We start from the raw sequence: 23,091 nt of genomic DNA on the forward strand, positions 1-23,091 counted from the left end.
CAGGCCTTATAATCCAGACCGAAAATGCTACCAATTACCTGAATATGTTTCAGTGGGATACAATGTGTTACTAAATGTATATTTAAGGGAACTTTGTGACTTAGATCTAACTTTAAAAAATGACAAAAGCCAGCTGAGCTGGCTTTTATTTATACAAATAAACATTTTTTTTCGAAATAACGAACTTAGAAGCTGGCATTTCTCGGTGTACGTGGGAATGGAATGACATCCCGAACGTTCTGGACCCCAGTTACATAGGAGATCAAACGCTCAAATCCAAGGCCAAATCCTGAATGCGGTACAGTGCCGTAGCGACGCAGATCACGATACCACCAATAATCTTCTTTATTGAGGCCCATCTCTTCCAGACGCGCGTCCAACACATCTAAGCGCTCTTCACGTTGTGAACCCCCGATGATTTCACCAATTCCCGGCGCCAATACATCCATCGCCGCAACAGTTTTGCCATCTTCGTTCATGCGCATATAGAAAGCTTTAATGTCTTTCGGATAGTTTTTGACCACTACCGGCGCTTTAAAGTGCTTCTCAGCCAAATAGCGCTCATGTTCAGAAGACAAATCAATGCCCCAAGAGACGTCATTCTCAAACTTCTGACCTGATGCTTTTAGGATTTCGATAGCATCGGTGTAGTTAACCTGAGCAAAATCAGAGGTAACAAAGCGTTGCAAGCGATCTAAAGCATCTTTATCTACCCGCTCAGCGAAGAACTTCATATCATCAGCACGTTCGTTCAGTACCGCCTGGAAAACGTATTTCAACATTTTCTCGGCCAAACCGGCGACATCATCCAGTGAGGCAAAGGCAACCTCTGGCTCTACCATCCAGAATTCAGCCAAATGACGACTGGTATTGGAGTTTTCAGCACGGAAAGTTGGGCCGAAAGTGTAAACTTTAGATAACGCACTGGCGTAGGTTTCACCATTTAGCTGACCAGATACAGTCAGGAAGGCCTCTTTACCGAAGAAATCCTCGCTGAAATCAACCGCACCGGTATCAGTGCGCGGCAGATTTTCCAGATCTAAGGTGGAGACACGGAACATTTCACCGGCACCTTCGGTATCTGAAGCGGTGATCAGTGGGGTAGAAACCCAGAAATAGCCATTTTCATCAAAGAAACGGTGGATCGCCTGCGCCAGGGTATGGCGAACACGTGCCACAGCACCAATCAGGTTAGTGCGCGGTCGCAAGTGAGCGACTTCACGCAAATATTCGATACTGTGACGTTTTGCGGCCATCGGGTAGGTATCGGGGTCATCAACCCAACCCACTACTTTGATTGCCGTGGCTTGAATTTCAAAACTCTGGCCTTCACCTGGTGAGGCAACCACTGTCCCGGTGACTTCAACTGAACAACCGGTAGTCAGATGCAGCACTTCATCCTGATAATTAGGCAAAGTATTATTCACGACGGCCTGTAACGGGTCAAAGCAGGAACCGTCATAAACGGCAACGAAGGAGATACCCGCTTTAGAATCTCTCCGGGTACGCACCCAACCGCGTACGGTGACTTCACTGTCAACCGCAGCACGGCCTTGCAGTACGTCGACTACAGGCACTACGCTCATAGATTTCTCTCTTTAATAGTTTTGATATAGAAATAGTTAACAACCCAAGAAAATGGGGATGTTGCTATGTTACTTGCGACAGTGCAGGACACAAGTAGAAATCACCAGTTTAGTGCAACATTTCTGTGCTTATTTTTGAATAGAGGCGGCACAATTCAGGGCTGACTTTAATTAATGGGAACAGGATGGCGGGAAAGCGCGCAAGTCAGGCAAATAGCTGGGCGGTATTCGCGACCCAGCTATATATCAATAAATGCAAAAATCGTTGGTATAGACTAACTGGCTTTCTTGACTAAAGGCAGGGCAAAGGCCTCACGTAACTCATCAACAAAAGCAGGGTCATGACAAATGGTTTTACCAGGACTATCAGAAAGCTTAGCCACTGGTTTGTCGTTGCACTCAATTAGCTTGATAACAATATTGAGTGGCTTAACTCCGGGGATATCGCAAGTTAAACGCGTACCAATACCGAATACCAATTGGATCCGTTGATAGAAGTGGCGGTAGAGTGATAACGCTTTTTCCAGGTCCAGATTATCTGAAAACACCAATGTTTTGCTCATTGGGTCAATACCCAGCTTCTCATAATGGGCGATCGCTTTTTCTCCCCATTCGACCGGATCACCCGAGTCATGGCGTAATCCCTGATAGCGATCGGCGAACGTTTTATCGAAATCGCGTAAGAAAGCGTCCATGGTAATACAGTCGGTCAATGCAACTCCGAGTTGTTCGGGATATTCATCCAACCAGACTTGTAGTGCCACGCGCTGGCTGTTGGCTAGAACTGGGCTTATCTGTTGATGTGCCTGGAACCATTCATGGGCCTGAGTGCCCACCGGCGTTAATGCCAACTTGCGCGCTAAATCATAGTTGCTGGTCCCGACCAGATAAGGGAACTCATCTTTTAAGCTGCTGACGATGGCATGTTGTATTTCGCGCGAAAAACGGCGGCGAGTGCCAAAATCCATTAACTTAAAGTGAGTAATATCAATATCAGCACTTAGCGACTTAAATTGTTGCAGTTTGCTGCGCAGTTGTTGGAGCGCCTGAGTGGTCGAGACATGCACAGAGCGGCGGCGATGGACAATTTCACTGATCACTGCCAGCAGCGGCACTTCCCATAAAATCGTTTCACACCATAAACCGGCAATACGAATCTCTAGCTTACCGCTGTTATCCGATACAGTGACCTGCTCGGGATTAAAGCGAAAAGTGCGCAGCCAATTCAGATAGTCAGCTTGAAAGAAGGGTAAGCCAGAGAGGTAGAGATACTCATCATCGTTCAGCGCTAATTGGCTCATTAATGCTATCTGGTGGCGGATTTCGTCGGCATATTCGCCCAACAGCTCATCACCACGGCAGCGAAATTCAGCGGCAACGGTAATATAGCGATAGCGATGGAACACGGCTTGCTGCATGTGAAGCTTATATGCATCGGTATCAAGCAATGAAGTCAAAATCGGTGAGGCGTCTTGAGTCATGGCGCTATACAGCATCCTCGTAGCAGCATTTCCGTAGTCGGCATAAACGATAAAGTCACGGGAGTATACCGAGATTATCCTGTTATTGAAGCTTCATCACACCATAAATGCTAATCCGAGGTCTAGGTTTAAACGTGCCATTAGCTCTGAATTAGAAATAGCAGAAGGTTATATCCTTTGGCACTCCCACTCACTGATATCACCAAAGGCTGCAACATCGGTATCTCATGCAGGGAAAAACCTCATGAACTGTGGACAATAAAGCCATAGCTGCTCACCAATTGTAAACCTATCATTGACTTGCGAACTGGCTCGAAAAATCCACAATCAATGCCAGATTTTCCCTAATAGCACGGGTTCTCAACTAGGTTTTTCTAACAATTGTGATACATTGAAATGCTATCTGGGTCTGGGGCGAAGTCAATGGCAGCCATGTTCTTCAGCCCAATCAACGATAAATACAGACCTGATAATCATATTCACAGATGACGTCAAAAGGGTTTCTATGACACAACAGCCGCAAGCTAAATACCGTCACGATTATCGTGCGCCGGATTACACCATCACCGATATCGATCTGGACTTCGCACTGGATGCGCAAAAAACGACGGTAACGGCGGTCAGTAAAGTAAAACGTCAGGCAACCGAAGTGACACCGTTGATCTTAAATGGTGAAGATCTCACGTTAATTAGTGTCAGCATTGATGGGCAACTATGGACTCATTATCATCTACAGGATAATTCGCTGGTTATTGAGCAATTACCCGCACATTTCACACTGACAATCGTCAATGATATCCACCCGGCGACAAACAGCGCGCTTGAGGGGCTATATCTTTCTGGTGAAGCGTTATGTACCCAGTGTGAGGCCGAAGGCTTCCGCCATATTACCTATTACTTAGACCGCCCTGATGTGCTGGCCCGTTTTACAACCCGTATTGTTGCTGACAAGTCTCGCTATCCTTATCTGCTTTCTAATGGCAATCGGGTAGGGCAAGGCGAACTGGAAGATGGCCGCCATTGGGTAAAGTGGGAAGACCCATTCCCGAAACCTTGTTATCTGTTTGCGCTGGTTGCCGGTGATTTTGATGTCTTGCGCGATAAGTTCATTACCCGTTCTGGCCGTGAAGTGGCGCTGGAACTTTTTGTTGATCGGGGTAATTTAGATCGAGCAGACTGGGCAATGACCTCACTGAAGAACTCCATGAAATGGGATGAGACCCGCTTTGGTCTGGAATATGACCTCGATATCTATATGATCGTTGCGGTTGATTTCTTCAACATGGGTGCCATGGAGAATAAAGGGTTGAATGTATTCAACTCAAAATATGTTCTGGCAAAAACAGAAACCGCGACAGATAAAGATTATCTTAATATTGAAGCGGTTATTGGTCATGAATATTTCCATAACTGGACCGGCAACCGAGTTACTTGCCGTGATTGGTTCCAGTTAAGTTTGAAAGAGGGGTTAACAGTATTCCGTGATCAAGAGTTTAGCTCTGATTTAGGCTCACGTTCTGTTAATCGCATTGAAAATGTACGCGTCATGCGCGCAGCACAGTTCGCGGAAGACGCCAGCCCAATGGCCCATGCGATTCGCCCAGATAAAGTCATCGAGATGAACAACTTCTATACCCTAACGGTATATGAAAAAGGCTCAGAAGTGATCCGCATGATGCATACCTTGCTAGGTGAACAGCAATTCCAGGCGGGTATGCAGCTCTATTTTGAGCGCCATGATGGCAGTGCGGCGACCTGTGATGATTTCGTCCAGGCAATGGAAGATGCATCTAATGTTGATCTCTCCTTATTCCGCCGCTGGTATAGTCAATCTGGCACCCCAATACTGACGGTACGTGATGATTTTGATGTCGAGAAGCAGCAGTATCATTTGCACGTTAGTCAAAAAACCTTACCAACCGCTGATCAGCCTGAAAAACTGCCATTACATATCCCACTGGATATTGAGCTATATGACAGTAAAGGCAATGTGATCGCGTTGCAAAGAGATGGCTTGCCAGTTCATCATGTGTTGAATGTGACTGAAGCTGAACAGACCTTTACCTTTGATAATGTTGAACATACTCCAATCCCATCCTTGCTGCGTGAATTCTCCGCGCCAGTTAAATTGGACTATAGCTATAGCGATCAGCAGCTCACTTTCCTGATGCAGCATGCGCGCAATGAATTCTCTCGTTGGGATGCGGCGCAAAGTCTGTTGGCAACCTATATCAAGCTTAACGTTGCTAAATATCAGCAGAAACAGCCATTGACTCTACCTGCTCACGTGGCGGATGCCTTCCGCGCGATATTACTTGATGAAAATCTTGATCCTGCATTAGCCGCACAGATCCTGACACTGCCATCAGAAAATGAAATTGCGGAACTGTTTACCACCATTGATCCGCAGGCTATCAGTGCAGTACATGAAGCGATTACACGTTGCCTGGCTCAAACTCTGTCCGATGAGATGTTGGCTGTTTATGTGGCGAATTTAACGCCGGTTTATCGCATTGAACACGGTGATATTGCCAAACGGGCATTGCGCAATACTTGCCTGAGTTATCTGGCATTTGGTGACGAGGAGTTTGCTAACAAGCTGGTCTCTTCACAATATCACCAGGCCGATAATATGACTGATTCGCTGGCAGCAATGGCTGCAGCTGTTGCAGCACAGTTACCTTGCCGCGATGAGCTACTGGCTGCCTTTGATCTACGCTGGAACCACGATGGCTTGGTGATGGATAAATGGTTTGCGCTGCAAGCGACCAGTCCGGCGGCAGATGTTCTGACTCAGGTGCGTGCTTTGCTTAAGCATCCGGCATTTAGCTTGAGCAATCCAAATCGTACTCGTTCATTGGTCGGCAGTTTTGCCTCTGGCAATCCAGCAGCATTTCATGCCAGCGATGGTAGCGGCTATCAATTCCTGGTGGAGATCCTCAGTGATTTGAATACGCGTAACCCGCAGGTTGCGGCACGATTGATTGAGCCTTTGATCCGGCTGAAACGTTATGATGCAGGGCGTCAGGCTCTGATGCGTCAGGCGCTAGAGCAATTGAAAACGTTGGAAAACTTATCCGGTGATCTGTTCGAGAAGATAACCAAGGCGCTGGCTGCATAAGCCTGGCGGTATAGTCTCTGACGTGATAAGAGACGCAGGATAAATAGATGACTGACCATATGAATCACCGGTCAGCCACATTATCTTCCCCATTAAAAAGGGCAGTAATGCCCTGTGAGGTTATTGAAAAAGTGCCTGTGGCGGAGAAAACAGGCAGATCGTAAAGACGCCGTAAATCCATCCCTGGAGGCTCGAGCCGCGCCCTCCCTGGCGCGGACGCTTTACTCCTCTGCCCGTCCTCTCCGTTCCAAATTGAGTCATTGGGGTTCGTCAGCAGTCTGAGAGGGCAGTAATGCCCTCTTTATCTCTAATTACCTGCAAATAATTAACACTTTGTTAGCAAGGTAGTGGCGCTTGCTACTCTTTGCACGGCTTTACTTAGCAAAAGTTTACTTTCCCGAAAGATGAATTTACCATTCCCTCATCTATCCGCATGTTGGAAGTCGGTCAACTAACCGCTGTGAATTGGTGTCGCCACACAAATTGAACGCCAATGGTTGTAGAACGACAGAATTAATACCTACCAATGGTTTGTCACCGGTCGCTCAGGAGATCACATGTACTATCCTCTCGTCAAAAAAGCACTCTTTCAGCTTGATCCAGAACGTGCCCATGAATTCACGTTCCGCCAGTTAAAACGTGTTACCGGTACACCGCTTGAGTTTTTGGTACGCCAATCGGTGCCAACCAAACCGGTAAGCTGCATGGGTCTGTCATTCAAAAACCCATTAGGTTTGGCTGCGGGTCTGGATAAAGACGGTGAGTGTATTGATGCACTAGGCGCAATGGGGTTTGGGTTTATTGAAGTAGGGACAGTGACACCACGACCACAGTCAGGAAATGACAAGCCAAGATTATTCAGGATCGTTGAAGCCGAAGGTTTGATCAACCGGATGGGATTTAATAATCACGGGGTTGATAACTTAATTGAAAACGTCAAAAAATCACATTTTGGCGGTATTTTAGGCATTAATATCGGCAAGAATAAAGATACGCCAGTAGAACAAGGTAAAGAAGATTACTTGATTTGTATGGATAAAATATATCCATATGCTGGATATATTGCGATTAATATTTCTTCACCTAATACACCTGGATTACGATCCTTGCAGTACGGTGAGGCATTAGATGACTTGTTAGCAGCAATTAAAGATAAGCAAACCGAATTACATGCACGACACAATAAGTACGTTCCGGTTGCAGTAAAGATCGCGCCGGATCTTACGGAAGAAGAATTGATCCAAATAGCTGACAGTTTAGTTCGCCATAATATAGATGGTGTTATTGCCACTAATACAACACTCGATCGCTCTCTAATACAAGGATTAGATTATTGCGAACAAGCTGGTGGCTTAAGTGGCCGACCATTACAATTACGCAGCACTGAAGTGATTCGTCGTTTATCGCAAGAGCTGCAAGGGCGTCTACCAATTATTGGTGTCGGTGGAATTGATTCAGTCACGGCCGCTCGGGAAAAAATGGCTGCCGGTGCGTCATTGATTCAAATTTATTCCGGATTTATCTTCCGTGGACCCGGTTTGATTAAGAATATTGTTACTCATATCTAATTATTTATCTTCATTACATGCCGGGGGGTTTATTTATTCCTCCGGCTCGTCTATATTTTACTCCGGTAGATTAAATATACAGCGAAAGCCTTAAATGAATTTAATCCCCCTTGATGGGTAAATACTCAGTTATTGAGTCAATGATGTTGGCAGCATGGCGGGAAGGAAAATATGCGGATTAAACCAGACGATAAATGGCGTTGGTATTTTGATACCGAACATGACCGACTGATGTTGGATTTAGCCAATGGTATGATATTTCGCTCGCGTTTCCCGTCTAAAATGCTCACCCCAGATGCTTTTGATGAATCTGCATTTTGCGTTGACGATGCTGCACTCTATTTTGAATTTGAAGATCAATGCCGCCAAATTAAGTTGAGTAATGAACAACGTTCAGAATTGGTGTTAAATGCACTGGTCGCATTTCGTTACTTAAAACCGTTAATGCCTAAAAGCTGGTATTTTGCTCAACAGGCTAAATCATTTGCGCCGCAAAATGCTGAACTGGCCGTGGTGAAAGTATTAGATAGCGGAGAGGAGGTTCGTTTGTTAGTGGTTGAGTCAGGTGACTCCGCCAGCTTATGCTTATTAGCGCAGTCTCAGGTAGTATTAGCTGGCCGCCAGTTGGTGCTGGGTGATGCGATAAAGATAATGAACGACCGCTTATTGCCACTCGTGATTGAAGAGATTTATACCGCACCAGCTTTCAACCTTGACCGGGCGGTATAATTCTCGGCAGTTTAAAATCGATTGGCTCTATTAGAGGCTTATTTACCACTGAGTGTAATGTCGCCCTTAGGAATACAGCTACAACAAAGAATCGTTCCGTCATTGCTAATGGCACTCTGTTTTAATGGTGCAACTTCGCCATCCACTAAGGTAATTCTACAACTACCACATATCCCCGCTCGGCATGAATAGGGTATACGGATATTCTGTTGTTCCAGTTGCTCCAACAACACCTGCTGATTATTGCCATTAAAGCGGATGCCATTATATTCAATGGATACCGCTTTGGATTGATCTTGTGGTGCATTAACGCTTTCAATGATGATACCTGCGGCGTAAGGCCGTGGTGGTTTGGTTGACAGAATTTCGACTTCATCGCCGACGCGAATAATACCACTGTTTCTGGCCACCATATTCTGACCAAAATCGATATCGCCATTCTCCGCCGTTCGGAATGTCTGCAGTGTCCGCAATGGCTCGCCGGTTGGATGTTTCCGTCCACGCTCAATGCTGACTGTGGTTAATACACAGCGGCTACATGGCTTAACCAGATCAAAGGTAATATCGCCGACACGGATAACTTTCCAACTGTCCTCGGCAAATGCACTCGCACCGGTCACCACTAAATTTGGCCGAAACTGTTCCAGCTTAATACTGCCGGGGCAGCGCTGTTGCAACTCTTTAAAGGATGCTTCGTTGATCAGCAGGTAAGGGAAGCCATCGGCAAAAGAGAGTGGAACTTCTGGCATCGGTTTTACCCGGCGGGTTAATTCCGTTCCAAGCCAGCGCAATTGCACTTCACGCTGAAAATAACCACTGAGCCAGTTGTTGATATCGGCAGGGGCAATCAGCGCTGTAAAATGATTTCCCCAAACTTCAGTCGGTTCGGCATTGGCTAAAAAATCATTAAAGCGGATACTGGCACTCTCACCATCGGGGGCGGTGAGATATAAACCGTCCGACATTAATGCCGGTGTAAACATCACCATCTTTGGATTTTGACGCGCAGTAATAAAAGTGCCATCCGGCTCAGTAATCATGAATACGCGGTCAAAGGCCAATCCGCTGCTGCTGACTTGAGCATGAGAAAGCTGTAAACCGCGCATGGATTTGACTGGATGAACATAGAGTCGGGAGAGGGTAATCACCATTGCCTCCGTGCGTGTATAAAATTTAGAGGGAGCAACTTTATGACAAGCTGCTGGGATTAGCTATAATGCGCAACAATTTTCTTTTTGGTGATAGTGCGATATGAACTCTCTGTTTGCCAGCACGGCGCGTGGACTGGAAGAACTGTTAAAAAGCGAACTCGAAGCGCTGGGCGCTCACGACTGTAAAATAGTACAGGGTGGGGTACATTTTCAGGGCGACGATCGACTCATGTACCAAAGCTTGCTGTGGAGCCGGCTGGCTTCGCGCATCCTGTTACCGCTTAATGAATTTAAAGTTTACAGTGATTTGGACTTGTACCTTGGGGTGCAGGCGATTGATTGGCCGTCAATCTTTGGTTTAGATAAAACATTTGCCGTGCACTTTAGCGGAGTGAATGACGAAATCCGCAACAGTCAGTATGGTGCGCTGAAAGTCAAAGATGCCATTGTGGATAGCTTTACCCGCAAGTTGGATCAGCGCCCGACAGTGGCCAAGCAGCAGCCGGATATCCGCGTTAATGTTTTTCTGCAAAGGGATATGGCCAGTGTGGCACTTGATCTCAGTGGCGAAGGTCTGCATCAGCGCGGCTACCGTGACCTGACCGGTCAGGCTCCGCTGAAAGAGAATCTGGCTGCAGCAATCATTCAGCGTTCTGGCTGGCAGCCGGGTACGCCAATGGTCGATCCCATGTGTGGGTCCGGCACCTTGCTGATTGAAGCCGCCATGATGGCATCTGATCGTGCACCGGGCCTGCATCGGTCACATTGGGGGTTCACTGGCTGGAGCGCGTTTAACGAAGATCTCTGGCGCGAATTGACCACCGAAGCGCAAGTTCGTGCGCGCACCGGTTTACAAGAGACGACCTCCCGTTTCTTCGGTTCCGATATTGATCGTCGGGTGATTGAGATGGCACGAGCCAATGCCCGTCGTGCCGGGGTATCAGAGCTGATTACCTTTAATGCCAACGACGTCAGTAAGCTGGTGAATCCATTGCCAGAAGGGCCTGTGGGCACGGTTATCAGTAACCCGCCTTACGGTGAGCGGCTGGAGAGTGAGCCGGCATTGATTGCGCTGCATAATATGCTCGGCCGCATCATGAAAACCGCATTCGGTGGCTGGCGCTTGTCACTGTTCAGTGCTTCGCCAGAACTGCTGAGCTGCTTGCAATTACGCGCAGATCGCGAATTTAAAGCTAAAAATGGCCCACTTGATTGTGTGCAGAAAAACTACCAATTAGCCGCCAATCCGCAGGGCGCGGGTGGTTTACAGGTGGCAGAGGATTACGCCAACCGTCTGCGTAAGAACGTGAAAAAACTGGATAAGTGGGCCAAACAGCAGGGTATCGAATGTTACCGGCTGTATGATGCCGATTTACCCGATTACAACGTCGCCGTCGATCGCTATGGCAGCAAAGTTGTGGTGCAGGAGTATGCGCCGCCGAAAACCATTGATGCACAAAAAGCGCGTCAGCGCCTGTTTGATGTGATTAATGCCACTCTCGCGGTGCTGGATTTACCATCCAATCAGCTGGTGTTGAAAACCCGTGAACGTCAGAAGGGCAAAAATCAATACGAAAAATTGGCACAAAAAGGTGAGTTCCTGCTGGTGAGTGAGTATAACGCCAAGCTATGGGTTAACCTGACCGATTACCTCGATACTGGCCTGTTCCTTGATCACCGCATTGCTCGCCAGATGCTGGGCAAAATGAGTCAGGGCAAAGATTTCCTGAATCTGTTTGCCTATACCGGCACGGCAAGTGTCCATGCCGGTCTGGGCGGTGCGCGTAGTACCACCACGGTAGATATGTCGCGTACCTATCTGGAGTGGGCTGAGAAGAATCTGCGGGCGAATGGCTTAACGGGCCAGCAGCACCGTTTGATTCAAGCCGATTGTCTCTCTTGGCTGAGTAATACCGATGAGCAATTCGATGTGATCTTCATCGATCCACCGACGTTCTCCAACTCCAAGCGCATGGAGACAACCTTTGATGTTCAGCGCGATCATTTGGTGCTGATGAAAGAACTTAAACGGTTACTGCGCCGTCAGGGGACAATCATGTTCTCTAACAATAAGCGTGGTTTCCAGATGGATTTGGCCGGGATAGAAGCGTTAGGGCTGGAAGCGAAAGAGATAACAGCGCAGACACAATCTGAAGACTTTGCCCGTAATCGTCAAATTCACAACTGCTGGCTGGTGACTCACCGCCGCGAGGAAAAGTAAAAACTATGTCGTTAATTAGCATGTCCGGTGCCTGGCTCTCCTTCAGCGATGCGCCTCTATTAGATAATACTGAATTGCATATTGAGGCAAACGAGCGCGTTTGTCTGGTGGGCCGCAATGGCGCGGGTAAATCCACCTTGTTGAAAATTCTAAGCAAAGAAGTTCCGCTGGATGATGGCCGTATCATTTATGAGCAGGACTTGATTGTGGCGCGTCTGCAACAAGATCCTCCGCGCAATGTGGCCGGTACGGTGTTTGATTTTGTGGCGGAAGGTGTGCAGGAGCAAGCCGAGCATCTGAAAGCTTATCATGCCACGCTGCACGATGTAGAGCTTGATCCAAGCGAGAAGAATCTGAATCGCCTGGCCGCGCTACAGGAAATTCTTGACCATCAGGGTCTGTGGCAGTTAGATAGTCGCATTCAGGAAGTGCTGGTTCAGTTGGGGCTATCGGCCGATGCTGAACTCTCATCACTGTCGGGTGGTTGGTTGCGTAAAGCGGCATTAGGTCGCGCACTGGTGAGCTCACCAAAAGTGCTGTTGCTGGATGAACCGACCAACCATTTAGATATTGAAACCATCAACTGGCTGGAAGGTTTCCTGAAAGACTTCCAGGGCAGCATCGTGTTTATCTCCCATGACCGCTCCTTTATCCGCGCAATGGCGACACGTATTGTCGATCTTGATCGCGGTAAATTGGTGTCATGGCCGGGTAACTATGAGCTGTATCTTGCCAGCAAAGAAGAAGCACTGCGGGTTGAAGAGCTGCAAAATGCAGAGTTTGACCGCAAACTGGCGCAAGAAGAGGTGTGGATCCGCCAGGGTATCAAAGCGCGACGCACCCGTAATGAGGGCCGTGTTCGCGCCTTGAAAGCATTACGGATGGAGCGTTCGGCGCGCCGTGAAGTGATGGGCACTGCCAAGATGCAAGTGGAAGAGACGGTGCGCTCAGGCAAAATCGTCTTTGAGCTGGAAAATGTCAATTATCAAGTTGATGGCAAAGTGCTGGTGAGAGATTTTACTGCGCAAGTACAGCGTGGCGACAAAATTGCCTTGGTCGGCCCGAACGGTTGCGGTAAAACCACCTTGCTGAAACTGATGCTCGGTCAGCTTAAAGCGGACAGCGGCAAAGTGCATTGCGGCACCAAACTGGAAGTGGCCTATTTTGACCAGCACCGCGCAGAGCTTGATCCAGAGCGCACGGTGATGGATAACCTGGCCGAAGGTAAGCAAGAGGTGATGGTCAATGGCCGTTCCCGCCATGTATTGGGCTATCTGCAAGACTTCCTGTTCCACCCGAAACGTGCCATGACGCCAGTAAAAGCTCTGTCTGGTGGTGAGCGTAACCGCCTGTTATTGGCTAAATTATTCCTTAAGCCAAGTAACTTGTTGATCCTCGATGAACCGACCAATGACCTGGATGTGGAAACACTGGAGCTGTTGGAAGAGATGGTTGATAGCTATCAGGGCACGGTATTGTTGGTGAGCCATGATCGTCAATTCGTTGATAACTCGGTGACTGAATGCTGGATCTTTGAAGGTAATGGCCAAATAAGCAGCTTTGTGGGCGGTTATTATGATGCTCACCAACAGCGTGCTGAGGCAAAACCTATTCGTCAGGTGGCGGCTAAGGTGGAAGAGACCAAAGCTGTCGCACCGGCAAAAAGCAGTGCAGTGACAGCCAAACGACCGGGTAAGCTGAGTTATAACTTGCAGCGCGAGCTGGATCAGTTACCGCAGCAGCTAGAAAAGCTGGAAAATGAGATCAGTGGCTTACAGGCTCAGGTTAGTCACTCAAATTTCTTCTCCCGTCCGCATGAAGAGACACAACAGGTCTTGAAAGCATTAGCCGATGCCGAACAGGCGTTAGAAGTCGCGTTTAGTCGTTGGGAAGAGCTGGAAGCTCAGAAAAATGGCTAAAAACGCATAATCACCGCTCTATCAGCTGACACAATAGCCCACTTTATAATGATATTGTGTCTATTGTTATATTACGCATCTTGATAGAACGGTGTTCAGCTATGCCCTTCAATGATGAAGGGCATATATAGCCGTAAGGAATGAGATATTGTGTTCTATTATTCAGCCTGAGCACGGCGAGCACTCCGGGCAGTCAGGGAATGTGATCCTGTGCCGGCAGTGCGACATGTCAGTGGCCTTACCCTCCCTGCCTTATGGCACCAAAGCGGTATGTCCGCGCTGTAAGACCACACTGACCGCCCGGTGGGACGAGCCACGTAAGCGCCCGGTTGGTTATGCTATCAGCGCACTGTTTATGCTGTTGCTGGCGAATATGTTCCCCTTCGTTAAAATGCGTGTCGCGGGGATCACCAGCGAAATCACCCTGATCCAAATACCCAAAGTGATGTTGGCGGATAACTATGCCAGCATGGCAACGTTATTTATGGTACTGGTGCAGTTGATACCCGCCTTCTGTATGGTGGCAATTATTCTGCTTTGCCTGCGGGTTCGTATGCCCAACCGCTGGAAGGCGTTGATAGCAAAAGCGTTATTCCAATTTAAAACCTGGTGCATGGTGGAGATCTTCCTCGCCGGTGTGCTGGTAAGTTTTGTCAAACTGATGGCCTATGGCGAAATTGGCATTGGCAGCAGTTTTATCCCCTATTGCCTATTCTGTTTGTTACAAGTGCGCGCTTTCCAATGTGTCGACCGCCATTGGATGTGGCAGGATATTGCGCCGGCACCTGCGTTACCCCATCCATTGATTGCCGGCCGTACCGGTTTGCGCCAAGGGCTGCGCTCCTGCTCCTGCTGTACCGCCATTTTGCCGCAATCTCAGGTGCAATGCCCCCGTTGCCATACGCACGGTTACGTCCGTCGCCGCAACAGTTTGCAGTGGACCATGGCACTGCTTATTACTTCAATCCTGCTCTATATCCCCGCCAATCTGCTACCGATCATGATAACTGAAAGCTTGGGGAACCAAATGGGTTCCACCATTATGTCCGGGGTGATTTTCCTGTGGAGCGAAGGCTCCTATCCAGTGGCGCTGGTGATTTTTATTGCCAGTATTATGGTGCCATCACTAAAAATGCTGGCGATCGGCTGGCTGTGCTGGGATGCGAAAGGCAAGGGCAATACTGATACCGAACGAATGCATTTTATTTATGAAATCGTCGAGTTTGTTGGCCGCTGGTCAATGATAGACGTCTTTGTTATTGCAGTGCTCTCATCATTAGTCCGTATCGGACAACTGATGAGTATCTACCCGGCGATTGGGGCGCTACTGTTCGCAATGGTAGTGATCCTGACCATGTTTGCTGCATTAACGTTCGATCCGCGTTTAACCTGGGATCGAATAGGTGACACAACCCAAAAGGAGCCGCAAGGTGACGGACAATAATCCCAGCCAGCATGTGGCGGAAATTGAAAAAATCAAGCGGTGGTCCCCGGTGTGGATCATCCCAATTATCACTGCGCTGATTGGTGCATGGATACTGTTTTATCACTTTAGCCATCAAGGGCCTCAGGTGGTCATGACCACACTGAATGCAGAGGGTATTGAGGCGGGTAAAACAAAAATAAAGAGCCGTAGTGTGGATGTCGGCATCGTTGAGCAGGTCACGTTAAGTGAAGATCTCAACCATGTGATCGTGCAGGCGCGGCTGAATTCAGGTATGAGTACCCTGTTACACGCCGATACCGTGTTCTGGGTGGTCAAGCCACAGATTGGGCGCGAGGGTATTTCTGGCCTTGGGACACTGCTTTCTGGTGCTTACATTGAGCTGCAACCCGGCAGCAAAGGTAGATCATTAGATGAGTTCACCTTACTGGACTCTCCTCCGCTGGCCTCACCCGATGCGAAAGGGCTGCGCATCACACTGGATAGCGAACAAGCAGGGCAGTTGAATGCTGGCGACCCGGTGTTGTTCCGTGGCTATCGCGTCGGTTCGGTGGAGACCAGCACTTTTGATGCTAAATCACGCCTGATGCGCTATCAGCTATTTATTGGCGCGCCTTATGATAGCCTGGTCACCACCAATGTCCGTTTTTGGAAGGACAGTGGTGTCGCCGTTGACCTCTCCTCGCAGGGGATGCGAGTCGAAATGGCATCGCTAGCCACCTTGTTCAGTGGCGGTGTGAGCTTTGATGTCCCTGATGGTTTAGAACTGGGCAAGCCAATCACGGCAGATAAGCCCGAGTTTAAGCTGTTTGATAACCGCAGCAGCATCCAAAACTCACTCTATACGGAACATGAAGACTTCTTGCTGTTCTTCTCCGATTCAGTCCGTGGTTTGCAGTCGGGTGCGCCAGTAGAGTTCCGCGGGATCCGCGTGGGCACTGTCGGGGATGTTCCATTCTTCACCGATGGGATGAGGCAGCGCCTGGATAATGATTTCCGCATTCCGGTGCTTATTCGTATTGAACCGGGCCGTTTCCGCAAAGATTTAGGCCCGGATGCCAATTTCGAACAGCTACTGAAAACCGCCAAACAGCGCGGCCTGCGGGCTTCATTGAAATCGGGTAACTTGTTGACCGGTGCACTGTTTATTGATCTGGATTTCTACTCTGATGCCAAACCGTGGAAAGGGCCGTTGGAAGTGGCGGGTTATCCATTGCTGCCAACAGTCAGTGGCGGTTTAGCGCAGATGCAGCAAAAAGTGATGCAAACACTGGATAAGATTAATAATCTTCCGCTAGATCCAATGCTGAATGAGGTCACAAAAACGCTGGTTGAGAGTCAGAGAACCATGCGTGAGACGCAGAAAACCCTGGAGTCGCTGACGGCCATTACCGCCAGCCCGGCGATGAAAGATCTGCCACAAGATCTGCAAAAAACCTTGAATGAGTTGAATCGCAGCATGAAAGGCTTCCAGCCTGGTTCTCCGGCCTACAATAAAATGGTCGGCGATATGCAGCGGTTAGATCAGGTCTTGCGTGAGTTACAGCCGGTATTGCGGACGCTGAATGAGAAGAGTAACGCGCTGGTATTTGAAGCGGCAGGAAGTCAGGACCCTCAGCCTAAGAAGGCCAAAAAATGATGAAATGGATGGCAGTTATCGCCGCGCTGTTACTCAGCGCTTGCAGCAGCGAACCCAGCAAAACTTATTATCAGTTACCGGCAATGAGTGCGCCTGCTACCGCCAGTAGCAGCGTGGCATCAAGGCAACTGTGGATTGAGCATGTTGGTGTCGCTGATTATCTCGCTGCGACAGGGGTGGTCTATCAAACCAACGATGTGCAATATGTGATTGCGACCAACAACCTATGGGCCAGCCCGCTGGATCAACAGTTGCAGCAAACTTTGGTCACCAATCTGAGTAATGCACTGCCGGGTTGGTTGGTCTCTTCCCAGCCGTTGGATAGTGATCAGGATGTCCTCAATGTGACCGTCACTGGGTTCCATGGGCGTTATGATGGCCGTGCCATCATCCGTGGTGTCTGGATCCTGAAACATCAGGGGCAACTGATTAAGCAGTCATTCGATTTGGAGCTAAAGCAGAGCGAAGATGGTTATGATGCCCTGATCCGCACCTTGGCTGCGGGCTGGCAGCAAGAAGCCGGGACGATTGCCGCTCAGTTGCAGCGGGTTAAATAATATATTGTTCTAAAACAATCTAATCCTCTTTCATTGGTAATAATAAAATTGCTATGAAAGAGGATTCTCATTAAATATCAATTCATTAGCTTCAACCACCCTAAATCAATCACTTAGCGTATTCTGCGTGCATAGCTCACAAATGTGACATTGGCGTGAATTTTGCGCATTGCTTTTCTGTTTCTTAAGGACTATCACTTAACTGTGATTGCACATAAAGTGGTCACTGTTTTCTTTCCACCAGACCGAAAGATGAGGGAAACGAGGCATGAAGAGACAGAAAAGAGATCGCCTGGAAAGGGCGTTGTCACGTGGGTATCAGGCAGGTATTTCAGGGCGTTCGAGGGAAATTTGTCCCTATCAAGCTTTAGACGCTAGATCACATTGGTTAGGAGGTTGGCGACAAGCCATGGAGGACAGGGCTGTGACCGCTTAAGCGGCTCTCTGTCAGACTAAGGGATAACCTCCGCTTTATGCGCATATTGCGGAGGTTGTTAATTAGCCCTTGTACTTAATGATGCCGTGTTGTTGGCTACTCTAATTATCCCACCCAGCGTTTCAGCAAGATACTGGCGTTGACTCCGCCAAAACCAAAACCATTTGAAAGCGCATAGGTCATCTCATGTGGCAGAGCTTTACCCGCCACGATATTCAGCCCCTTAGCCGCAGGATCCAGATTTTCCAGATTCAGCGTGGCGGGAACGATTTGGTCGCGCAATGCCAACACGGTGAAAATGGTTTCCAGCCCACCAGCTGCACCCAGCAAATGGCCAGTGGCCGATTTGGTTGATGTTATCGCTAGCGTATCGCCCTCACCAAACAGATGCTTAATGGCATTGATTTCGCCAAGATCACCTACTGGTGTTGAGGTCGCATGAGCATTTAGATGCTGAACCTGTTCCGGTGAAATCCCAGCCTGGCGCAAAGCAATCTTCATCGCACGATAAGCACCGTCGCCATCTTCAGCACCAGAGGTCATGTGATAGGCATCGGCACTAGTACCATAGCCGACAATCTCAGCCAAAGGTTGCGCACCACGGGCCAGTGCATGTTCCAACTCCTCGATAACCAGCAAACCGGCCCCTTCGCCCATCACAAAACCATCGCGTGCACTATCAAAAGGGCGCGAGGCTTTTTCAGGGGCCTCATTTGAGCCGGTTGATAATGCACGTGCTGCGGCAAAGCCAGCCAAACTGACTTTATCAATCGCGGCCTCAGCGCCACCACACAAGGCAACATCAGCTTCATCGTTGCGGATCATCCGCACGGCATCACCGATAGCTTGCACACCTGCGGCGCAGGCAGTGACGGGCGCACCAATCGGGCCTTTAAAGTGATGCTTAATCGAGACGTGACCTGCGGCCAGATTCACCAAAAATGAAGGCACAGTGAAAGGGGATAGCCGTTTTGGTCCACGACTGTCGGTGGTGCGCACGGCATGGGCGATAGCGGGGAAACCGCCAATACCCGAACCAATAATAGTGGCGGTGCGCTCCTGTTTCTCTACGTCATCCGCTTGCCAGCCCGCATGAGCAATGGCTTCATCCGCTGCGGCCATAGCAAATTCAATAAAGCGATCCATCTTCTTTTGATCTTTTGGTGCGACAGCTTTATCAGGATCGAAACCTGCTACGGGGTCGGCCGCGAGAGTTGGGACTTGCCCGCCAATTTTGGCCGGTAAATCGCCGACAATCTCATCGGGCAGCACACGGATCCCCGATTGCCCGGCCAGCAGACGTTGCCAAACAGTTTCGCTACCACAGCCTAATGGGGAGACCACACCCATTCCTGTAATTACTACACGGCGCGTATTCATCATTTTTCCTTTTGAAGCTCAATTGAGTGGGGGGGCTGCCTGGCATCGTCTGACTGCTTGCTATGCATCAGTGCCAACCGTTGATTAATTATATCGCTCCTGACGGAGCCTGCCGCAAGAGTGACATCTTGCGTACGAATAGGTTGCCCTGAGTGTCTGTCGAGCAATATTGGCTCGATAGGTGTGCCAGTGCGGCGATCCACAAGGACCACTTTGGGGCCTTCTGGCGCAAAATGTTGATTACCCCAGTGAAACAAGGCAGCAATGACGGGGAAGAAATCGTTGCCACGCTCAGTCAATAAATACTCATAGCGGGCGGGGCGGGGATTATAGAGCCGCTTTTCAAAGATGCCGCTCTCCACCAGATATTTTAAGCGGCGAGTGAGGATGGTTGGTGATAGCTGCAAACTTTGCTGAAATTCATCAAATCGCGTTAACCCTTGAAAGGCATCACGAATGATCAATATGCTCCACCACTCTCCTACTCGCTCAAGAGAGCGGGCCACCGGACAGGGCATATCTTCAAAACGGGTTCTTTGCATACCACTCTCACTGGGTTACGGTGGATTTGGCTGGCCCATGACCTGAAAATTAACAGGTCGTCTTGTGACTACATTTATTGTAGTCACTGAGGTAAAAAAAATGCCGCTGGGCATCAAAATAGTGAGTTATCAGCATAACAGTGCGGGGGATGTTACGATCCCCCACACAAGGAGAGCAGATAAAATACTAGAAAGCGTTGGTGTCTTTAAACAAACCCACTTTCAAGTCGGTGGCGGTGTAAATCACTTTGCCATCAACTAATACTTCACCGTCCGCAACGCCCATGATCAATTTACGCATGATAATACGTTTAAAATTAATACGATACGTCACTTTTTTAGCATCAGGCAGTACCTGCCCGGTGAATTTAACTTCACCCACACCCAGAGCACGACCTTTCCCTTCGCCGCCCAACCAGCCAAGATAGAAACCAACCAACTGCCACATGGCATCAAGGCCCAGGCAACCAGGCATTACTGGGTCACCGATAAAGTGGCAACCGAAGAACCATAGGTCCGGATTGATATCCAGTTCCGCTTCCACATAACCTTTACCATAGGTGCCGCCGTCTTCTGTCATTTTGACGACACGGTCCATCATTAGCATATTGCCTGCTGGCAATGGTGGCCCGCCAGCGCCAAACAGTTCGCCACGGCCTGATGCTTCAAGGTCTTCTTTTGTATAGGATTCGCGTTTATCTACCATGTTCTCAGTAAGCCTTATTTTAGTGAAGTGCGCAGAATAGCGTACAGCTGTACGCTGAACAAGTCCGATCAGCCCTGGTTGAACCAGTTTAGCCAACGTAATGGCCATGGCCAACGACGCCTGTCCAGCGGATTTACCTGCGAGATTCGCTCTTGAATTATACCCAACAGACTCGGTTGTTGCTCATCGGCATAAACCACGCCCGTTAATATCGGTAGTGCTTCAGCCACCGTATCAACTGCCCACAGGTGGAATTGACCATTTTGCACGGCTTCAATCACCGCCTGATTAAGGCATAAATGACGGACGTTGGTGGAGGGTAAAATCACCCCCTGAGTGCCCGTTAGCCCACGGCGCTGGCAAGCCTCGAAGAAACCTTCGATCTTTTCATTCACGCCGCCAATAGGCTGCACGTTACCAAACTGGTCAACAGAACCTGTCACGGCAATTTGTTGGTTGATTGGCTGCTGCGAGAGCGCACTGATCAACGCGCAAAGTTCAGCGAGTGATGCACTGTCGCCATCCACTTCACCATAAGATTGCTCAAAAACAATGGAAGCGGAGAACGGCAGCGGCTGATCGAGATCCAGTTCTGAATGCAAGAATGCCTGCATAATCATCATGCCTTTAGCATGGATATTGCCACCCAGTTCAGCTTTACGCTCAACATCAACAAACTCGCCATCACCTAAGTGAACAACACAGCTGATACGCGCCGGCTCGCCAAAGGCATAAGGGTGGCCTGGATATTCCAGCACCGACAGGCCGTTAATCTGGCCGACAACTTGCCCTTCAGTATCCACCAGAATTTGGCCTAGCTCTATCTCATCCTGCATCCGCTCTGCGAGGTAGCTATGCCGCCAATCGCGGGCATTCAGTGCCGTTTCCAGCGCGTTGGCGGTAATGGTGTCCTCTTCGGCATACAGCGCAGCTTCCGCTAGCTGATGGGTTAGCCATTGTGGGCACAGTGGCAGGCTGCCTTGGTCACCGCTGTAACGTATCGCCTGGCGAAACAGTACCGGCCAGGCATCGGCAGATAGGGGTGGCAGCTGCTTTTGCTGCAATAGCGCATTGATATAGCCGCACCATAAAGTCATGCCATCAATATCGACCAGTGGCAGCTCGACTTCAAACTCACCATAAATAGCCAATTCGCCCAGTTCAGGTTCCATGTCATGGAAATCGCCAAGACCGAGACGGTCACCAACCAGAATCAGGCGCAGATCCAACGGCATAGAGGGAATCTGTACCGGCAGAGGGCGGGTTTCATCAGGAGAGAGCCAGTCAAAACGTTGTTGGGCAATCATCTGCTTTAGGCGCAGCCACATTAATGGTTGCGCCTGTAGAGCACGTACCGACAGGATCAAGATGCCGCCATTAGCCTGATGAACCAAGCCGGGTTGCAGACTGATTTGATCTTTATGCCATCTAACACAACCAAACAGTTGCTCTGGCTCGACCCACTCTTGATAGAGGCAGCGTGACTGTGCCGCAAACAGCTCGTCACCACGTTGCGCTGGCTGCCAGGTGACTTGGTGACCATGTATCAGATAATCGCCACCAAACAGGGCTGAAGCCTCAGGTTGCAGCTCTTTAACCGCCTGCGCAATTAGTGCCAGATACTCAGTGCTCTCTTGAGCTTTGATCAGCATGAAACGTGGTTGAGACAGTGGATGACAAAATAGCGTCATGCCATTTTCTAACCGGGGCTGAATCACGGCAAAAGGAACAGGCTCCAATTGGGAGGCAGTAGCGAATAACGCTTCATATGGCGTTGTGTTCGGCAGCAGCGACTGCCATTCAAGTCGGTTATTGGTCAAAGTAATAGATGCAATCGTCAAAAAGGGAAAGGGCGATTATACAAGAATAAAGCAGGCTGCATACACGTAGAGTGGCAGTTGGTGGCAAGGAGTAAGACATCGGAAGCATTCCGTACAAAAAACAATCTATTCATGTGCTTTTAGTAGGGTGAAATTCTGTGTAAAGCTGTTATGCTTGATTTAAGTTACGCGGTCACTAAAGAGCTCACGATGAAATATCAACAACTGGAAAATTTGGAAAGTGGTTGGAAATGGGCGTATTTGGTAAAAAAACACCGTGAAGGTGAAGCCATTACCCGACATATCGAAAACAGTGCAGCTACGGAGGCCGTAGAGCAACTGATTAAACTGGAAAGTGAGCCAGTGAAAGTGTTGGAGTGGATTGATGCACATATGAACCAGCAACTGACGACGCGGATGAAGCAGACAATTCGCGCCAGACGCAAGCGGCATTTCAATGCAGAGCATCAACATACCCGCAAAAAATCAATCGATTTGGAGTTTTTGGTCTGGCAACGTTTGGCAGCCCTTGCCCGGCGTCGTGGTAATACGCTTTCGGAGACAGTGGTTCAGTTGATTGAAGATGCTGAGCGCAAAGAGAAATATGCCCACCAGATGTTCTCTTTGAAACAGGATTTGCAGGATATTCTTGGTAAAGAGAGTTAATCTGTTTGATATTCAGAATGTTAGATTACTCCGGGTACACCATAAAAAAGAGTCTGTGACCTGGTTATGCTTAATCTCATGACAAAAAAAACCCCGCATTGCGGGGTTTTTTACGAAAGCTGTAA

General features: G+C 48.8%; 17 protein-coding genes. 10 read left to right on the plus strand and 7 right to left on the minus strand.

Annotated elements, in window-relative coordinates; translation table 11 throughout:
- Positions 1-185: 185 nt before the first annotated feature.
- Both asnS and pncB read right to left on the minus strand, forming a co-directional pair.
- Entirely contained in the window at positions 186-1,586 is a 1,401-nt protein-coding gene (asnS, locus tag AACW11_RS07405; RefSeq protein ID WP_004873772.1) for an asparagine--tRNA ligase, read from the minus strand.
- Positions 1,587-1,861: 275 nt separating this feature from the next.
- Positions 1,862-3,067: a nicotinate phosphoribosyltransferase gene (gene pncB, locus AACW11_RS07410; protein ID WP_212586302.1), complete on the minus strand. Its 1,206-nt coding sequence runs from the start codon at positions 3,065-3,067 to the stop codon at positions 1,862-1,864.
- 505 nt (positions 3,068-3,572) lie between these two features.
- Between pncB and pepN the strand changes: the two genes are divergently transcribed.
- The 3 genes from pepN to AACW11_RS07425 all read left to right on the plus strand — a co-directional run bounded on the left by pepN (position 3,573) and on the right by AACW11_RS07425 (position 8,485).
- On the plus strand, positions 3,573-6,188 hold the full coding sequence (pepN, locus tag AACW11_RS07415) for an aminopeptidase N (RefSeq protein ID WP_212586303.1): 2,616 nt from the start codon (positions 3,573-3,575) through the stop codon (positions 6,186-6,188).
- Between the two features lie 557 nt (positions 6,189-6,745).
- On the plus strand, positions 6,746-7,756 hold the full coding sequence (gene pyrD, locus AACW11_RS07420) for a quinone-dependent dihydroorotate dehydrogenase (protein WP_054872801.1): 1,011 nt from the start codon (positions 6,746-6,748) through the stop codon (positions 7,754-7,756).
- A 171-nt stretch (positions 7,757-7,927) separates the two neighbouring features.
- The gene (locus AACW11_RS07425; RefSeq protein ID WP_032898811.1) at positions 7,928-8,485 is read left to right on the plus strand and encodes a cell division protein ZapC; all 558 of its coding nucleotides are present in this window, start codon (positions 7,928-7,930) and stop codon (positions 8,483-8,485) included.
- A gap of 38 nt (positions 8,486-8,523) precedes the next feature.
- Here the strand turns inward: AACW11_RS07425 and AACW11_RS07430 are convergent, their stop codons facing one another.
- A complete protein-coding gene (locus AACW11_RS07430) occupies positions 8,524-9,636 on the minus strand; it encodes a YcbX family protein (RefSeq protein WP_212586304.1) in 1,113 nt (370 codons plus the stop codon).
- Positions 9,637-9,736: 100 nt separating this feature from the next.
- Between AACW11_RS07430 and rlmKL the strand changes: the two genes are divergently transcribed.
- The 6 genes from rlmKL to rmf all read left to right on the plus strand — a co-directional run bounded on the left by rlmKL (position 9,737) and on the right by rmf (position 17,852).
- Complete coding sequence (gene rlmKL, locus AACW11_RS07435; RefSeq protein WP_049601392.1) at positions 9,737-11,857, plus strand: bifunctional 23S rRNA (guanine(2069)-N(7))-methyltransferase RlmK/23S rRNA (guanine(2445)-N(2))-methyltransferase RlmL; 2,121 nt, start codon at positions 9,737-9,739, stop codon at positions 11,855-11,857.
- Between the two features lie 5 nt (positions 11,858-11,862).
- Positions 11,863-13,776, plus strand: a complete 1,914-nt coding sequence (locus AACW11_RS07440) for an ABC transporter ATP-binding protein (RefSeq protein WP_212586305.1) — start codon at positions 11,863-11,865, stop codon at positions 13,774-13,776.
- A gap of 157 nt (positions 13,777-13,933) precedes the next feature.
- Positions 13,934-15,220: a membrane integrity-associated transporter subunit PqiA gene (gene pqiA / locus AACW11_RS07445; protein WP_445285806.1), complete on the plus strand. Its 1,287-nt coding sequence runs from the start codon at positions 13,934-13,936 to the stop codon at positions 15,218-15,220.
- On the plus strand, positions 15,207-16,859 hold the full coding sequence (gene pqiB, locus AACW11_RS07450; RefSeq protein WP_212586307.1) for an intermembrane transport protein PqiB: 1,653 nt from the start codon (positions 15,207-15,209) through the stop codon (positions 16,857-16,859). Before pqiA ends, pqiB begins: the two co-directional genes overlap by 14 nt.
- Entirely contained in the window at positions 16,856-17,416 is a 561-nt protein-coding gene (gene pqiC / locus AACW11_RS07455; protein WP_212586308.1) for a membrane integrity-associated transporter subunit PqiC, read from the plus strand. Before pqiB ends, pqiC begins: the two co-directional genes overlap by 4 nt.
- 268 nt (positions 17,417-17,684) lie before the next feature.
- Positions 17,685-17,852 (plus strand): ribosome modulation factor, encoded by a 168-nt coding sequence (gene rmf / locus AACW11_RS07460; protein ID WP_005170911.1) that lies wholly within the window; start codon positions 17,685-17,687, stop codon positions 17,850-17,852.
- Between the two features lie 105 nt (positions 17,853-17,957).
- Here rmf and fabF read toward each other — a convergent pair whose 3' ends face one another.
- From fabF to AACW11_RS07480, 4 genes are all read right to left on the minus strand, one after another.
- Positions 17,958-19,232 carry a beta-ketoacyl-ACP synthase II gene (gene fabF, locus AACW11_RS07465; RefSeq protein WP_212586309.1) on the minus strand — a complete coding sequence of 425 codons (1,275 nt, stop codon included), beginning with the start codon at positions 19,230-19,232 and terminating at the stop codon, positions 17,958-17,960.
- Complete coding sequence (locus AACW11_RS07470) at positions 19,232-19,774, minus strand: winged helix-turn-helix transcriptional regulator (protein WP_212586310.1); 543 nt, start codon at positions 19,772-19,774, stop codon at positions 19,232-19,234. The genes fabF and AACW11_RS07470 overlap by 1 nt, the downstream gene beginning before the upstream one ends.
- A 187-nt stretch (positions 19,775-19,961) precedes the next feature.
- Positions 19,962-20,480, minus strand: a complete 519-nt coding sequence (gene fabA / locus AACW11_RS07475; RefSeq protein ID WP_005160035.1) for a bifunctional 3-hydroxydecanoyl-ACP dehydratase/trans-2-decenoyl-ACP isomerase — start codon at positions 20,478-20,480, stop codon at positions 19,962-19,964.
- A 68-nt stretch (positions 20,481-20,548) separates the two neighbouring features.
- Positions 20,549-22,300 carry an AAA family ATPase gene (locus AACW11_RS07480; protein WP_212586311.1) on the minus strand — a complete coding sequence of 584 codons (1,752 nt, stop codon included), beginning with the start codon at positions 22,298-22,300 and terminating at the stop codon, positions 20,549-20,551.
- A 210-nt stretch (positions 22,301-22,510) separates the two neighbouring features.
- Here AACW11_RS07480 and matP point away from each other — a divergent pair, with 210 nt between their 5' ends.
- Positions 22,511-22,966 carry a macrodomain Ter protein MatP gene (gene matP / locus AACW11_RS07485; RefSeq protein ID WP_212586312.1) on the plus strand — a complete coding sequence of 152 codons (456 nt, stop codon included), beginning with the start codon at positions 22,511-22,513 and terminating at the stop codon, positions 22,964-22,966.
- The last annotated feature ends 125 nt before the right edge of the window (positions 22,967-23,091 follow it).

The organism is Yersinia sp. Marseille-Q3913 (assembly GCF_963892745.1).
Lineage (GTDB): Bacteria > Pseudomonadota > Gammaproteobacteria > Enterobacterales > Enterobacteriaceae > Yersinia > Yersinia bercovieri.

Excerpts from the sequence above, each read along its gene's own strand:
- pyrD (WP_054872801.1), top strand. The coding sequence starts at position 6,746 with ATGTACTATCCTCTCGTCAAAAAAGCACTCTTTCAGCTTGATCCAGAA.
- rlmKL (WP_049601392.1), top strand. The coding sequence starts at position 9,737 with ATGAACTCTCTGTTTGCCAGCACGGCGCGTGGACTGGAAGAACTGTTA.
- matP (WP_212586312.1), top strand. The coding sequence starts at position 22,511 with ATGAAATATCAACAACTGGAAAATTTGGAAAGTGGTTGGAAATGGGCG.
- pepN (WP_212586303.1), top strand. The coding sequence starts at position 3,573 with ATGACACAACAGCCGCAAGCTAAATACCGTCACGATTATCGTGCGCCG.
- fabA (WP_005160035.1), bottom strand. The coding sequence starts at position 20,480 with ATGGTAGATAAACGCGAATCCTATACAAAAGAAGACCTTGAAGCATCA.
- fabF (WP_212586309.1), bottom strand. The coding sequence starts at position 19,232 with ATGAATACGCGCCGTGTAGTAATTACAGGAATGGGTGTGGTCTCCCCA.
- asnS (WP_004873772.1), bottom strand. The coding sequence starts at position 1,586 with ATGAGCGTAGTGCCTGTAGTCGACGTACTGCAAGGCCGTGCTGCGGTT.
- rmf (WP_005170911.1), top strand. The coding sequence starts at position 17,685 with ATGAAGAGACAGAAAAGAGATCGCCTGGAAAGGGCGTTGTCACGTGGG.
- pqiC (WP_212586308.1), top strand. The coding sequence starts at position 16,856 with ATGATGAAATGGATGGCAGTTATCGCCGCGCTGTTACTCAGCGCTTGC.
- AACW11_RS07440 (WP_212586305.1), top strand. The coding sequence starts at position 11,863 with ATGTCGTTAATTAGCATGTCCGGTGCCTGGCTCTCCTTCAGCGATGCG.
- pncB (WP_212586302.1), bottom strand. The coding sequence starts at position 3,067 with ATGACTCAAGACGCCTCACCGATTTTGACTTCATTGCTTGATACCGAT.
- AACW11_RS07425 (WP_032898811.1), top strand. The coding sequence starts at position 7,928 with ATGCGGATTAAACCAGACGATAAATGGCGTTGGTATTTTGATACCGAA.
- AACW11_RS07430 (WP_212586304.1), bottom strand. The coding sequence starts at position 9,636 with ATGGTGATTACCCTCTCCCGACTCTATGTTCATCCAGTCAAATCCATG.
- AACW11_RS07470 (WP_212586310.1), bottom strand. The coding sequence starts at position 19,774 with ATGCAAAGAACCCGTTTTGAAGATATGCCCTGTCCGGTGGCCCGCTCT.